At 66.0% G+C, this 12,846-nt stretch carries 14 protein-coding genes; 6 read left to right on the top strand and 8 right to left on the bottom strand.

All coding sequences use genetic code 11. The annotated features are described in order from the left end of the window. Positions 1–45: 45 nt before the first annotated feature. The 4 genes from pgl (at position 46) to eda (ending at position 4,271) form a co-directional block, all read left to right on the top strand. Positions 46–753 (top strand): 6-phosphogluconolactonase, encoded by a 708-nt coding sequence (gene pgl / locus IAG41_RS03430; protein WP_187727156.1) that lies wholly within the window; start codon positions 46–48, stop codon positions 751–753. Beyond that, the gene (edd, locus tag IAG41_RS03425; RefSeq protein WP_187727155.1) at positions 753–2,576 is read left to right on the top strand and encodes a phosphogluconate dehydratase; all 1,824 of its coding nucleotides are present in this window, start codon (positions 753–755) and stop codon (positions 2,574–2,576) included. Before pgl ends, edd begins: the two co-directional genes overlap by 1 nt. A gap of 118 nt (positions 2,577–2,694) precedes the next feature. Then, positions 2,695–3,663: a glucokinase gene (gene glk / locus IAG41_RS03420; RefSeq protein ID WP_187727154.1), complete on the top strand. Its 969-nt coding sequence runs from the start codon at positions 2,695–2,697 to the stop codon at positions 3,661–3,663. A gap of 17 nt (positions 3,664–3,680) precedes the next feature. Then, positions 3,681–4,271 carry a bifunctional 4-hydroxy-2-oxoglutarate aldolase/2-dehydro-3-deoxy-phosphogluconate aldolase gene (gene eda / locus IAG41_RS03415; protein WP_187727854.1) on the top strand — a complete coding sequence of 197 codons (591 nt, stop codon included), beginning with the start codon at positions 3,681–3,683 and terminating at the stop codon, positions 4,269–4,271. A 133-nt stretch (positions 4,272–4,404) separates the two neighbouring features. Here eda and IAG41_RS22920 read toward each other — a convergent pair whose 3' ends face one another. The 8 genes from IAG41_RS22920 to fabD all read right to left on the bottom strand — a co-directional run bounded on the left by IAG41_RS22920 (position 4,405) and on the right by fabD (position 11,413). Then, complete coding sequence (locus IAG41_RS22920) at positions 4,405–5,379, bottom strand: hypothetical protein (RefSeq protein WP_410468057.1); 975 nt, start codon at positions 5,377–5,379, stop codon at positions 4,405–4,407. 32 nt (positions 5,380–5,411) lie between these two features. Then, on the bottom strand, positions 5,412–6,173 hold the full coding sequence (locus IAG41_RS22915; protein WP_222950466.1) for a glycoside hydrolase family 5 protein: 762 nt from the start codon (positions 6,171–6,173) through the stop codon (positions 5,412–5,414). A 77-nt stretch (positions 6,174–6,250) separates the two neighbouring features. Further along, positions 6,251–7,186 carry an endolytic transglycosylase MltG gene (gene mltG / locus IAG41_RS03405; protein WP_410468072.1) on the bottom strand — a complete coding sequence of 312 codons (936 nt, stop codon included), beginning with the start codon at positions 7,184–7,186 and terminating at the stop codon, positions 6,251–6,253. 94 nt (positions 7,187–7,280) lie between these two features. Next, entirely contained in the window at positions 7,281–8,540 is a 1,260-nt protein-coding gene (gene fabF / locus IAG41_RS03400) for a beta-ketoacyl-ACP synthase II (RefSeq protein ID WP_187727153.1), read from the bottom strand. A gap of 152 nt (positions 8,541–8,692) precedes the next feature. After that, positions 8,693–8,941, bottom strand: a complete 249-nt coding sequence (locus IAG41_RS03395) for an acyl carrier protein (RefSeq protein ID WP_187727152.1) — start codon at positions 8,939–8,941, stop codon at positions 8,693–8,695. A 102-nt stretch (positions 8,942–9,043) separates the two neighbouring features. Continuing rightward, positions 9,044–9,577 carry a hypothetical protein gene (locus IAG41_RS03390; RefSeq protein ID WP_187727151.1) on the bottom strand — a complete coding sequence of 178 codons (534 nt, stop codon included), beginning with the start codon at positions 9,575–9,577 and terminating at the stop codon, positions 9,044–9,046. 29 nt (positions 9,578–9,606) lie between these two features. Then, entirely contained in the window at positions 9,607–10,344 is a 738-nt protein-coding gene (fabG, locus tag IAG41_RS03385; RefSeq protein WP_187727150.1) for a 3-oxoacyl-[acyl-carrier-protein] reductase, read from the bottom strand. Positions 10,345–10,477: 133 nt separating this feature from the next. Beyond that, entirely contained in the window at positions 10,478–11,413 is a 936-nt protein-coding gene (gene fabD, locus IAG41_RS03380) for an ACP S-malonyltransferase (RefSeq protein ID WP_187727149.1), read from the bottom strand. 188 nt (positions 11,414–11,601) lie between these two features. Here fabD and IAG41_RS03375 point away from each other — a divergent pair, with 188 nt between their 5' ends. Together IAG41_RS03375 and IAG41_RS03370 are read left to right on the top strand one after the other, a co-directional pair. Continuing rightward, complete coding sequence (locus IAG41_RS03375) at positions 11,602–11,940, top strand: RcnB family protein (RefSeq protein ID WP_410468071.1); 339 nt, start codon at positions 11,602–11,604, stop codon at positions 11,938–11,940. A gap of 189 nt (positions 11,941–12,129) precedes the next feature. After that, positions 12,130–12,702, top strand: a complete 573-nt coding sequence (locus IAG41_RS03370; protein ID WP_187727147.1) for a PEPxxWA-CTERM sorting domain-containing protein — start codon at positions 12,130–12,132, stop codon at positions 12,700–12,702. Positions 12,703–12,846: the final 144 nt, after the last annotated feature.

Raw genomic sequence — 12,846 nt, 5'->3', positions numbered from 1 at the left:
GCCCCATATGAAGGCGGGCGCCCCACCAAATACCAAGGAGCAAGCATGACGACCGAGATCGAGTGGTGGGAATATGATGACGCCGGCGAGATGGGCGAGGCGCTGGCCGGCGACATACAGTTCATCATCGAAAGCGCGATCGACGCGCGTGGCGGCGCCGTCGTCGCGCTGCCCGGCGGCCGCACGCCGGGGCCGATCTATGCCAAGCTGAGCAAGGCGAAGCTGGACTGGAAGCGCGTCACGATCGTCCCCACCGACGATCGCATCGTGCCGATGGGCGATCCGATGTCGAACGTAACCGGCATCGCCAAGATCTTCCTGCCGCTCGGCGCGCGCGTGATCCCGCTCGTCAGCGACAAGGCACCCGATTACAAGGCCGCCGGCCGGGCCGCCGATGCGCGCCTGCTCGATTTTCACTGGCCGCTCGATCTGTGCGTGCTCGGCATGGGCGCGGACGGCCATACCGCCTCGATCTTCCCTGGCCCGGATCTCACCGAAGCACTGACCGGCCCCAAGGAGCGCCGCGCCCTCGGCGTGATGCCCGAGCCGCTGCCGCCCGAGGCGCCCGTCGCGCGAGTCACGCTGTCGCTCGCCGCGATCGTCGCCGCGCGTGCGCTGATGATCGCGATCACCGGCCAGGAGAAGCGCGACGTGCTGGAGCGCGCCATCACCGAGGGCGCGGGCTCCACCCTTCCGATCGGCCGCGTGCTCGCCGAAGCGGAACTGCCGGTAGACGTGCACTGGAGCGTCTGATGGCCAGCCTGCATTCCGAAATCGCCGCCGTCACCGACCGCGTCATCACCCGCTCGAAGGAGCGGCGCGCGGCCTATCTCGCGCTGATCGATCGCGAGCGCGAATCGGGCAATGATCGTCCCAAGCTGGGCTGCGCCAACCTCGCCCATGCCTATGCCGGCACCGACGAGCAGCGCGAGCAGCTCACCGCCGGGCGCTCGATGAACATCGGCATCGTCACGTCGTACAACGACATGCTCTCGGCGCACGCGGTCTATTATCGCTACCCCGAGCAGATGAAGGTCTGGGCGCTCGAGGCCGGTGCCACCGCGCAGGTGGCGGGCGGCGTCCCCGCAATGTGCGACGGCGTGACCCAGGGCTATCAGGGCATGGAGCTGTCGCTGTTCAGCCGCGACACGATCGCGCTCTCCACCGCGATCGCGCTCAGCCACCGCACCTTCGAGGGCGCGGCACTACTCGGCATCTGCGACAAGATCGTCCCCGGCCTGCTGATCGGTGCCTTGCGCTTCGGCCACCTGCCGATGGTGCTGATCCCGGGCGGGCCGATGCGATCGGGCCTGCCCAACAAGGAGAAGGCCGCGGTCCGCGAGCGCTATGCCGACGGCAAGGCAAGTCGCGAGGAACTGCTCGAGGCGGAGATCGCCGCCTATCACGGCAAGGGCACCTGCACCTTTTACGGCACGGCGAATTCGAACCAGATGATGATGGAGGCAATGGGCCTCCATATGCCCGGCGCCGCCTTCGCGAACCCCGGTACCAAGCTGCGCCAGGAACTGACCCGCGCCGCAGTCCACCGGCTCGCCGAGATCGGTTGGAACGGCAACGATTATCGCCCGATCGGCCATGTCGTCGACGAGAAGGCGATCGTGAATGCCGCGATCGTGCTGCTCGCGACCGGCGGCTCGACCAACCATCTGATCCATCTCCCGGCCATCGCGCGCGCGGCCGGGATCGTGATCGACTGGGACGATTTCGATCGCCTCTCACGCATCGTGCCGCTGCTGACCCGCGTCTATCCGAACGGCTCGGCGGACGTGAACGGCTTCGAGGATGCCGGCGGCCCGGCCTTCGTGATCCGCGAACTGCTCAAGGGCGGGCTGATGCATGGCGACACGGTGACGGTCGGTTCAGACGGCATGACAGCTTATGGCCGCAAACCAGTGATCGAGGACGACAAGCTCGTCTGGCACGACCTGCCCGAGAAGAGCGGAGACGAGACGATCATCCGGACGATCGATGCCCCCTTCTCCGACGAAGGCGGCTTCCGCATCCTCAAGGGCAATCTGGGGCGCGCCTGCATCAAGGTGAGCGCGGTCGAGCGCGACCGCTGGACGATCGAGGCCCCCGCCCGGGTCTTTTCGGACCAGAGCGAAGTCCAGACCGCGTTCAAGGCCGGCGAGCTCGACCGCGACGTGGTCGTGGTGGTGCGCTTCCAGGGTCCCAAGGCCAACGGCATGCCCGAGCTCCACAAGCTCACACCGCCGCTCGGCGTGCTCCAGAATCGCGGATTCCGCGTCGCTTTGGTCACTGACGGGCGCATGTCGGGCGCGTCGGGCAAGGTGCCATGCGCGATCCATCTTTCGCCCGAGGCCTTGGGCGGCGGACCGATCGGCAAGGTGCGCGACGGCGACATAATCCGGCTTTGTGCCGAGGAAGGCGTGCTCCAGGCGCTGGTCGACCCCGCCGAATGGGATGCGCGCGAGCACTGCGTCCCGCCGCCGCCCGCGCAGGGCACCGGCCGCGAGCTGTTCGCGATGCTGCGTACGCATTGCGACGAGGCGGAACTGGGCGGCTCGGCCATGCTCGCCGAGGCCGGACTCTAGGGGAAAATAGCCCTCTCATCGCGCTCCCCTTTACTTATTCGCGAAGCGCGGGAAGAAGAGCACCGCATCGACTGCCAACGTTGACAGGGCATCGAGCCGGCAGAGGATCAAAAGCCACATGGAAGTCGTCGCGGTCGATATCGGAGGGACGCACGCCCGCTTTGCCGTAGCGGAAGTAGCGGAGGGCCGGGTCGTCTCGATAAGCGAGCCAATGACCCAGAAGGTCGCCGAGCATCCGAGCCTCCAGCTTGCCTGGCGGGCTTATGGCGAAGCGCTGGGTCGGCCTCTGCCCAAGGCGGCGGCGATCGCGGTCGCCTCGCCGATCAACAGCGAACTTATCAAGCTCACCAACAATCCCTGGATCATCCGCCCGCAACTGATCCCCGAGCGGCTGGGCGCCGACACCTGGACTTTGGTCAATGATTTCGAGGCGATCGGCCATGCCGTGGGCCAGTTCGGCGAGGATGCGTTCGTGCATCTCTGCGGTCCCGAGGAGCCTCTGCCCGCGCTCGGTTCGATCACCGTGTGCGGTCCGGGCACCGGCCTGGGCGTCGCGCAGGTCTTCCGCCACAAGGCGGGCTATAATGTTATCGCCACCGAGGGTGGCCATTCGGACTTCGCCCCGCTCGATCCGATCGAGGACGCGTTGGTGAAGCGGCTGCGCAAGACCTATAACCGCGTCTCCAAGGAGCGCGTGGTCGCGGGTCCGGCGATCGTCTCGATCTACGAAACATTGGCCGAGCTGGAAGGTCGCCCGGTGCAACGGCTCGACGACAAGCAGATCTGGGCGATGGCGCTGGAGGGGAAAGATAGCATTGCCGTCGCCGCGCTCGACCGCTTCTGCCTGAGCCTGGGCGCGGTCGCCGGCGACCTCGCGCTGTCGCACGGCCCCACCGGCGTGGTAATCGCGGGCGGTCTGGGCTTGCGTTTGAAGGACCAGTTGCTGCAATCGGGCTTTGGCGAGCGTTTCGTTGCCAAGGGTCGCTTCCGCAACCTGATGGCCTCGATCCCCGTCAAGCTGATCACCCATCCCCAACCGGGCCTGTATGGCGCAGCCGCCGCCTTCGCCCAGGAGCATGCGCTGTGAGTGACATCGAGACGATCATGCGCACCAGCCCGGTGATTCCGGTGCTGGTGATCGAGGACGCCGCCACCGCGCGACCGCTGGCCGAAGCGTTGGTGAAGGGCGGGCTACGCGTGCTCGAAGTGACGATGCGCACCTCCGCGGCGCTCGATGCAATCCGCGAGATGAAGCAGGTGCCGGGCGCGATCGTCGGCGCCGGCACGGTGGTGAACACCGACCAGTTCGAGCAAGTGATGAAGGCCGATGCCGAATTCATCGTTTCCCCCGGCCTCACCGAGCGGCTGGGCGACGCGATCACCGGCAGCGGCGTGCCCTTCCTGCCGGGTATCGCCACCGCGGGCGATCTGATGCGCGGGCTCGACATGGGCCTCACCCATTTCAAATTCTTCCCGGCCGAGACTTCGGGCGGGCTCAAGGCGCTCAAGGCGCTCGCCGCGCCCTTCTACCAGGCGAAATTCTGCCCGACCGGCGGCATCACCCTGGCGAGCGCGCCGGAATGGCTGGCGTTCGGCCCGGTGCTCTGCGTCGGCGGCAGCTGGATCACGCCCAAGGGCGCGAGCATGGAGCAGGTCGAGGCCCTGGCCCGCGAGGCGGCGGCGCTGGCTCGCTGACGGCGTATTTTACGTCTCCGTCACCCCGGACTTGTTCCGGGGCCCACGGTGCCGCACACGCTGGCCTGTAAGTTCGATCGTCTCGCCCAGACCTGGTGGACCCGGAACAAGTCCGGGGTGACGGGTAGGGGCGTCAGGAGCCCGCAGTCGCCGCGATCTCCAGGCTCCGCACCTCGCAATCCGTGCAGTTCTCCGCCTTCAGCACGAGCCGGTTATTGCCCTGAAGTAGTTTGAGCCCGGAAAAGCGCAGCGCCTGCCAGTCCGACCCCGGCGCCAGCGGCAGGGTGACCGGCGCGCCGCCGTTGAGGCGCAGCGAGAGAGTGCCGCCCTGCGCACCGCGCACCGAAACCAACAGCATTCGCGTGCCCGCCGCTTCGGCATCAAGCGTGTACTGCATCCACTCGCCCAACTGGAAGCTGGCGACATAGGGCCGGCCCTGCGGGTCGCGCACCACGTCGACGCCGTCGTTGCGATAGGTCAGTCCGCTATTCCAGGTCACGCGCTTGCCGCCGGTCGCGATATGGTAGTTGGCGTCCTCGCGGTCGGCATAGGCGCGGCCCGCAGGGCCGAGGTCGAAATCGACCGCAGCGATCGTCGCGGCACCGCGCCCGACCCGGTTTGGCTTGAACGGGCGCGTCTCGTCCGCATGCGGCTGGCGGAGCATCGCGTCGATCACGTCGGGGTGGAAGATGTTGCTCTCGAAACGCACGTCATGCGTCGCGAGCCGCATCAGCGCCGCCTCGGCGGCCTTGGCATCGGGCTTTGGCCCCTTGCCCAGCCACCAGGCGACGAGCGCGTCCCAGCCGGGATTGGCATCGATCTGGAGCGGATTGTTGTAGCGGATCTTCTTGAGCGGCCAGAACGCCCAGCCGATGTCATGCCCCTCGACCAGCCGGATCGCGTCGCGGAACCAGACGTTCGAATTCTCGCCCGACTCGCCGAGCCATAAGGGCACGCCCAATTTGTCGCGCAGCGCCAGAGGCTGCGCGATCGAGGCCTCGTCGTTGCGGTTCCAATATTTGTGGAAACTGAGCGTCAGATTGGCATCGGGCGCCTTCTCCAGCCCGCCATAATTATTCCCCCAGCAATTGCCCTCGATCACGATCATGTGGCGCTTGTCGACCGACCGGACCGCCGCGATCAGCTCGCCGTAAAAGGCCCAGAGCGGCGCGTTCCTGGTCGATTTGCAGCCATGGCCGTCCGTCGGGCCGTCGAAATCCCAATTGGGCTCGTGATCAGGTCATAGGCACCGATGCCGGGCTCGTCCGCATAGCGCTCGGCCAGCCGCTTCCACAGCGCCACCGTCTTGCGGCGATTCTCGGCACTGTCCCAGAGCGAAGGCTTGGTCGGATCGCGATCGGCGATCGGCAGGTCGTTGCCCTGCCCACCCGGCGCGGCGTGCAGGTCGAGAATCAAATACATACCGTTGGCGCGGGTCCATTCGAGCAGCCGGTCGATACGCTCGAACCCGCTCTCCAGCCAGGTGTCCTTGCCCGGCACCGGCTCCTTCTCGATCGGGAGCGTGAGGAGGTTGTAGTGCATCGGCAGGCGGACCGAGTTGAACCCCCAGCCCGCCATCGCGTCCATGTCTGCCTTGGTGACGAAATTGTCGAGCCAGGCCCGGTAGAAGCGCTCGGCGCCTTCCTCGCCGATCGTTTCGGCGATGCGCCGGCGGATGACGTGCTGCTGGCCCTTCTCCAGATCGCCCAAGTTCAGCATATAGCCTTCCTGCAGCATCCAGCCGCCCAGCCCCATGCCGCGCAACAGCACCGGCCGGCCCTCGCCATCAACGACGCGTGTGCCTTGGCTGTGGAGAAAGTCCTGCCCCTGGGCGTGGCATGCCGGGCCTACGGCCAGAAAACTCGCCGCTATCCCGGCAGCGATCCCGCGCAAGCGCTTCATCCTCATCCCCTCGGCCGACATTTTTGAGAACGTTATCAACCGCGGGAATGCGCGTCCATCGCGGATGCGCGGACGGGCTACATCTCGCCGCGCGCTTTCCTCAGCGCATACCATTTCTGGACGTTGGCGTTGTGCTGCTCGAGCGTGTCGGCGAACACGTGGCCGCCGGTGCCGTCCGCGACGAAATAGAGGGCGCTCGACGACGCCGGATCGAGCACCGCGTCGATCGAGGCGCGGCCGGGATTGGCGATCGGACCAATCGGCAGACCGGTCATCGCATAGGTGTTATAGTCGTTCCGGGCGTGCAGTTCGGACTGCAGGATCCGCCGGCCGAGCGGCTTGCCCTTGGTGATCGGGTAGATGATCGTCGGATCGGCCTGGAGCGGCATGCCCCGCTTCAGCCGGTTGCCATAGACCGTGGCGACCGTACGCCGTTCCGCGGGCTTGCCGGTCTCCTTTTCGACGATCGAGGCCAGGATCAGCGCGTCGCGCGGATTGCTCACCGCGATGCCGGGCTTGCGCGCTTCCCAGGCCCTGGCGAGATAATTGACCATCGCCTTCTGCATCCGGTCGAGTACCGCCTGGCGCGTGTCGCCGCGATTATAGGCGTAGCTGTCCGGCAACACCGTGCCTTCCACCGGTACGGCGAGTGGCCCCGAAAGCTCGGGCGCCTTCATCAGCGTTTCGTAGACGATGATCGAGGGCGTGCCCTCGGGCACCGTCACGAAGCGCTGGAGCGTCTTGCCGCCCTGGAGCATCTTGAGGATGTCCGACTGGCTGAGCCGGGCAGGCACGCGATACTCGCCCGCCTTGATCGGGCTGCTGCCGCCCAGCACCTTGGAGAACAGCACGAAGGCGCGCGCCGAACGGATCGCGCCGGCCTTTTCCAGCTCGGTCGCCGCCCGGGAGAGCGTCGCGCCCTGCGGGATCAGCACCGAGATATTCTGCTTCGCCGGCCCAGCCCCGCCCCACATCTGGAGGAGGAAGAAGCCCACCGCCACGATCGCGAGGATCGCCACCAGTGCCGCACAGCCGCCCCGCCGCCGGCGCAGGCCGGCAGCGGACGCCGGTCCGGGCTGCGGCTCGGGCGCCGGCGGTGGCGTTTCGTCAGACAGCGCGCATCACCAGGCTGGCATTGGTGCCGCCGAAGCCGAACGAATTGTTCAGCACGGCCTTCACCTTCCGCTCCTTGGCGACATGCGGCACCAGATCGATGCCCGCGCAATTCTCGCTCGGATTGTCGAGGTTGAGCGTCGGCGGGACGATCTGGTCGCGCAGTGCGAGGATGCAGAAGATGCTCTCCACCGCGCCCGCGCCGCCCAGCAGATGGCCGATCGCCGACTTGGTCGAACTCATCGACATATGGCCGATATTGTTGCCGAACAGCCGGCGCACCGCGCCCAGCTCGAGCTCGTCGCCGAGCGGCGTCGAGGTGCCGTGTGCGTTGACATAGTCGATGTCGGACATGCTGAGGCCCGACTTCTTCATCGCCATCTGCATCGATCGGAACGCGCCCGAGCCTTCGGGATGCGGCGCAGTCACGTGATAGGCATCGCCCGACAGGCCATAGCCGATCACTTCGGCATAGATCTTCGCGCCGCGCTTCTTGGCATGCTCATATTCCTCGAGCACGACCACGCCGGCGCCCTCGCCCATGACGAAGCCGTCGCGCGCCTCGTCCCAGGGACGGCTGCCGCGCCACGGCTCGTCGCGGAAATTGGTCGACAGCGCCCGGGCCTGGCCGAAGCCGGCGATGCCGATCGGGCAGATCGCGCCCTCGGCGCCGCCCGCCAGCATCACATCGGCATCATCCATCGCGATCATCCGCGCGGCGTCACCGATCGAATGCGCGCCGGTCGAGCAGGCGGTGACCACCGCATGGTTCGGGCCCATAAGCCCGTATTTGATCGAGACCTGGCCCGAGATCAGGTTGATCAGGCGGCCATGGACGAAGTGCGGGCTGACGCGCTTCGGGCCCTTCTCGGCCAGCACCAGCGATTCGCTCTCGATGCCCGGCAGGCCGCCGATGCCCGAACCGATCGAGCAACCGGCGCGGAAGCGCTCTTCCTCGGTCATGTCGAGCAGGCCGGCATCCTCGATCGCCTGGCCGGCAGCGTCGATACCGAAGATGATGAACGGATCGACCTGGCGCTGCACCTTGTGATCGACGCGCCTGCCAGGATCGAAGCCATATTCATGGTCGGCCGGCTTCACTTCGCAGGCATAGTTGCTGTGGAAATCGGTGGCATCGAAGCGCGTGATCGTCGCCGCGCCCGATTTAGCGGCGATGATGTTCTTCCAGGCCGTTTCGACATCGGCACCCAGAGGGGTGACGAGCCCAAGGCCGGTAACGACTACACGGCGCATGGCATTTCTCCGTCAGGGTTCAATTTTGTGGCGGCAGGCAGATAAACGAGCCTGTTGTAAAACAAAACGGCTCCCCGTCCGCTCTCGAAGAGCCCGGGACGGGAAGCCGCTGATATGCATTGCCGGCCCATCAGGGCGCGAGCCTAAGGGCTTCAGCCCTCCTGATGCTCGCTGATGTACGACACGGCGTCGCCCACGGTCATGATCTTCTCGGCAGCGTCGTCGGGGATCTCAACTCCGAACTCTTCCTCGAAGGCCATCACCAGCTCGACGATGTCGAGACTGTCCGCGCCGAGGTCGTCGATGAAGCTAGCGGTCGGAACCACTTCCTTCGCGTCGACGCCGAGATGGTCGACGACGAGGGCCTGGACGCGGGTGGTGATCTCTTCCTGGTTGGCCATGGTCCCTGTTTTCCTTTGTGACTGGGGCTCTGATTTCGTGACAAACGCACCTAGTTCGCGTGCGGTGCCGTGGCAAGGGGGTGCACTGTCCCAGTTGAACGCTCATGCTACCGAAAAATCATGCGCCGCATACTGGATCGTGCTGAGGAACGCGAAGAATTCGGCGAGAAGCTCTGCATTCTCGCGAGTCTGCTTCGCTTCGTCGGTCACCGCCGCCTTGATCAATTCCTGGTTCTCGGCCGCGGTGAGCGGGCGATCGCGCGTCTCCTCGGGCAGCGCCTGGAACTGGTCTTCGAGCGCCGCGGCGTCGAATCCCTTCTCTCCCACCACACGCTGCGCGGTCGGCATGCCGATCTTGGCCAGCGCATAGATGCCCGCCGCCTTGGTCGCGGCGGGAGACCAATTATTGTCCTTGGCACAGGCAGTGGCGGCGTCGTTCAGGCCGCGACTGACGCTGGGATCATAGGTTGGCCGCTTGCCGGCCTCGCCCAGATTGCGCGCCGCATCGGCCTCGAGCTGGGCCTTGATCGCGGCATCGAGTTTGGTGCTGACGCAGTCGATCGTCGCGAGATCGGCGGCATAAGCAGGTGCCGAGATCGCGCCGACGGCAAAAAGGGCAGGCATTAGGATACGCATAGCATTCACTCCTGCCCCCAGGATTCGCATCAAAGCATCGCCATCCCGCCATTCACATGCAAGGTCTGGCCGGTGACATAGCCTGCTTCCCTGCTGGCAAGATAGACCACCGCCGCACCGATATCCTCGCCGGTGCCGAGATCGCCGGCCGGAATGCGCGTGAGCAGAGCGGTCTTCTGTGCCTCGGGCAGCACATCGGTCATCGCCGAGCGGATGAAGCCCGGGGCGACGCAATTGACCGTGACGTTGCGGCTCGCGAGTTCCTGCGCGACCGCCTTGGACATGCCGACCAGCCCCGCCTTGGACGCGGCGTAATTGGCCTGGCCCGGATTGCCCGTGGCGCCGACGACCGACGTGATCGAGACGATCCGGCCGAAACGCGCCTTCATCATCGGTTTGGAAGCCGCACGGATCAGGCGGAACGCGGCCTCCAGATTCACCGTGATAACCTGGTCCCATTCCTCGTCCTTCATCCGCATCGTCAGATTGTCGCGGGTGACGCCGGCATTGTTGACCAGGATATCGAGCTTGCCGAGTGCCTCGACCGCCTGCGGCACCAACGCGTCGACCGCTGCGGCGTCCGAAAGATTGCACGGCAAAGCGACGTGATCGCCGCCCAGCTCGGCGCGGAACGCCTCGAGCTTCTCGGCATTCGAGCCGGAAACCACGAGCCGCGCGCCCTGCGCGGCCAAAGCCTTGGCGATCGCGGAGCCGATGCCGCCGGAAGCGCCGGTCACCAGCGCGGTCATGCCTGTTAGGTCGAACATGTTCTTCTCCTTCAAAGCCCTCTCCCGCCTGCGGGAGAGGGTTGGGTGAGGGTGAGTCCGGCACGGCGAGCGCTGCGTTCGCGGCTCACTGACCCTCACCCCGGCCCTCTCCCGCGAGCGGGAGAGGGAGAAATTACAGCGCCTTCGCCAGCGCCTCGATATCATCCATCGTCGCCACGCTGATCGGGTTCGCATCGGGTGCGATACGCTTGACCATGCCGCCCAGCACCTTGCCGCCCAGCTCGATGAAATCCGTGACACCCGCCGCCTGCATCGCCAGCACCGATTCGCGCCAGCGCACCATGCCGGTCACCTGCTCGACGAGCAGCATTCGGATGGTCGCGGGATCGCTCACCGGCGCGGCGGTGACATTGGCATAGACCGGCACCAAAGGTGCCTGGATCGCGACCGCCGCCAGCGCCTTCTCCATCGCATCGGCGGCGGGCTGCATCAGCGGGCAGTGGAACGGCGCCGAAACCGGCAGCAGCAGCGCGCGCTTGGCGCCATGATCCTTGGCGATGGCGACCGCGCGCTCGATCGCGCCCCGGGCGCCCGAGATCACGACCTGGGTCGGATCATTGTCGTTCGCGACGGTGCAGATCTCGCCCTCGGCCGCGGCGTCGGCGATCGCCTGCGCCTTGACCAGGTCGGCGCCGAGCAGGGCAGCCATCGCCCCCTGCCCCACCGGCACCGCCGCTTGCATCGCCTCGCCACGCAGGCGCAGCAGCCGCGCGGCGGTCGAGAGGTCGAACGCGCCCGCCGCGCACAGGGCAGTATATTCGCCCAGGCTGTGGCCCGCGACGAAATCCGCCTTGTCGGCCAAGCGGATGCCGCCCTCCTTCTCCAGCACGCGCAGCACCGCGATCGCATTCGCCATGATCGCCGGCTGGGCGTTGGCGGTGAGCTGCAGCTCGTCCTCGGGCCCTTCGACCATCAGGCGGAACAGGCTCTGGCCCAGCGCTTCGTCGACTTCCTGGAAAACCTCGCGTGCGGCCAAGCTCGCGTCGGCAAGCGCCTTGCCCATGCCCACCGCCTGGCTCCCCTGGCCGGGGAATATGAATGCGCGCACGTGCCTCTCCTTAAAGCTGTGGGGCCGCGCGTTAGAACCGTTCCGGCCTGCCACGCAACCCCAACACCCTGCCCAACGCGCCAGCGACAAATTGCGACCAAATTCCTTCGTGCCGGGAAATGCCTGCGACACGTAGCCCCCAGATAGGGAGCAACGCCACACAAGGCGTTGGGTTAAGAGGAGTAGCGATCATGAAGAAGTTTTTCCTGGCGGCGGTCGCCGCGACACTGGTGGCCTCGCCTGCGCTCGCCGCGGCACCGCAGCAGCATGACCGTCACGGCCAGCAGCGCGTAGTGGTCAAGCAGGTCTACAAGCCGGCTCCGGTCGTGAAGTACAAGAGCTGGAAGAAGGGTCAGCGTTTCGACAGCCGCTATGCCCGCAACTACCACCAGATCGACTATCGCCGCTACCACCGCCTGAAGGCACCGCCGCGCGGCTATCGCTATGTCCAGTCGGGCAACGACGCGCTGCTGGTCGGCGTCACCAGCGGGATCATCGCAGCGGTGATTGCAAACGCGATCAACTAAGTCTCTGCATGGGAAACGAAAGCGCGGGCCGGCAGCGGTCCGCGCTTTTTCGTCTTTGTATCAACATGATACAGATACCCGACAATACCCCAGAATAGCTAGCGATAACCCGGAAACATCCATTTCAACGCGAAGATACGAAGCGCATGTTCACATCCGCAATGGGGACTAAATCCATCGGGAGGGAACATGCATAAATTCACATTCCAGGCGGCTGCCCTGGCACTTGGCGTTTTTCCGCTTGCCGCGCAGGCCGGGCCTATCGTCGCGGCAAGCTGCAATTCGGTGGCGAGCCCGGCAGGTTGCCTGTTCCAGGGCAATATCAACAGCAATCCGAACCCGGCGAACGTCAACGGCTACAAGAATGCCGAGGCGCTCTACAATCTGTTCAACGACACGCATCCCAGCGCAGGCCCCGACATCACGCTGAACTATCTGTTCGACACCGATACGACGGCGGGCCTGATCACCGGCGTGGGGAGCGCGGCGGGCACCTGGTCGATCCCCGGTTATTACGTCAACTTCTTCGCCGTGAAGGCGGGGCCCAGTTTCGTGCTCTACAAGATCGCCCAAGCGACGTCGGGCACCTGGGACACGTTCGACATCCCGCATGGCGCCAATCCGCGCGAGCTTTCGCACATCGTGTTCTTCGGCGGGGCCGTGCCCGAGCCGGCGGCCTGGGGCATGATGATCGGTGGCTTCGGCCTGGCGGGCGCGGCGGTGCGCCGCCGCAAGGCCAAGGTTCAGACCAAGCTCGCCTGAACAGCCTGCTGCCGGTCCTTCCGGTTTTAAGCGGCTCGCTTCCCACCCTGGGAAGCGGGCCGTCTTGCAATGTAGGGTTTCAGGGGCGATCGAGCAGCCCGCTCTTTCTCATCGTCGGACCCTCGCAATGCTCATTTTTGGGGA

Source organism: Sphingomonas sp. JC676 (assembly GCF_014489075.1).
GTDB lineage: Bacteria > Pseudomonadota > Alphaproteobacteria > Sphingomonadales > Sphingomonadaceae > Sphingomonas.
This window is presented reverse-complemented; position numbering and strand designations above follow the sequence as displayed.

Bases quoted from the DNA above. Each gene is read 5' to 3' on its own strand.
- pgl (WP_187727156.1), top strand. From the start codon at position 46: ATGACGACCGAGATCGAGTGGTGGGAATATGATGACGCCGGCGAGATG.
- edd (WP_187727155.1), top strand. From the start codon at position 753: ATGGCCAGCCTGCATTCCGAAATCGCCGCCGTCACCGACCGCGTCATC.
- glk (WP_187727154.1), top strand. From the start codon at position 2,695: ATGGAAGTCGTCGCGGTCGATATCGGAGGGACGCACGCCCGCTTTGCC.
- eda (WP_187727854.1), top strand. From the start codon at position 3,681: ATGCGCACCAGCCCGGTGATTCCGGTGCTGGTGATCGAGGACGCCGCC.
- IAG41_RS22920 (WP_410468057.1), bottom strand. From the start codon at position 5,379: ATGATCGTGATCGAGGGCAATTGCTGGGGGAATAATTATGGCGGGCTG.
- IAG41_RS22915 (WP_222950466.1), bottom strand. From the start codon at position 6,173: ATGAAGCGCTTGCGCGGGATCGCTGCCGGGATAGCGGCGAGTTTTCTG.
- fabF (WP_187727153.1), bottom strand. From the start codon at position 8,540: ATGCGCCGTGTAGTCGTTACCGGCCTTGGGCTCGTCACCCCTCTGGGT.
- IAG41_RS03395 (WP_187727152.1), bottom strand. From the start codon at position 8,941: ATGGCCAACCAGGAAGAGATCACCACCCGCGTCCAGGCCCTCGTCGTC.
- IAG41_RS03390 (WP_187727151.1), bottom strand. From the start codon at position 9,577: ATGCGTATCCTAATGCCTGCCCTTTTTGCCGTCGGCGCGATCTCGGCA.
- fabG (WP_187727150.1), bottom strand. From the start codon at position 10,344: ATGTTCGACCTAACAGGCATGACCGCGCTGGTGACCGGCGCTTCCGGC.
- IAG41_RS03370 (WP_187727147.1), top strand. From the start codon at position 12,130: ATGCATAAATTCACATTCCAGGCGGCTGCCCTGGCACTTGGCGTTTTT.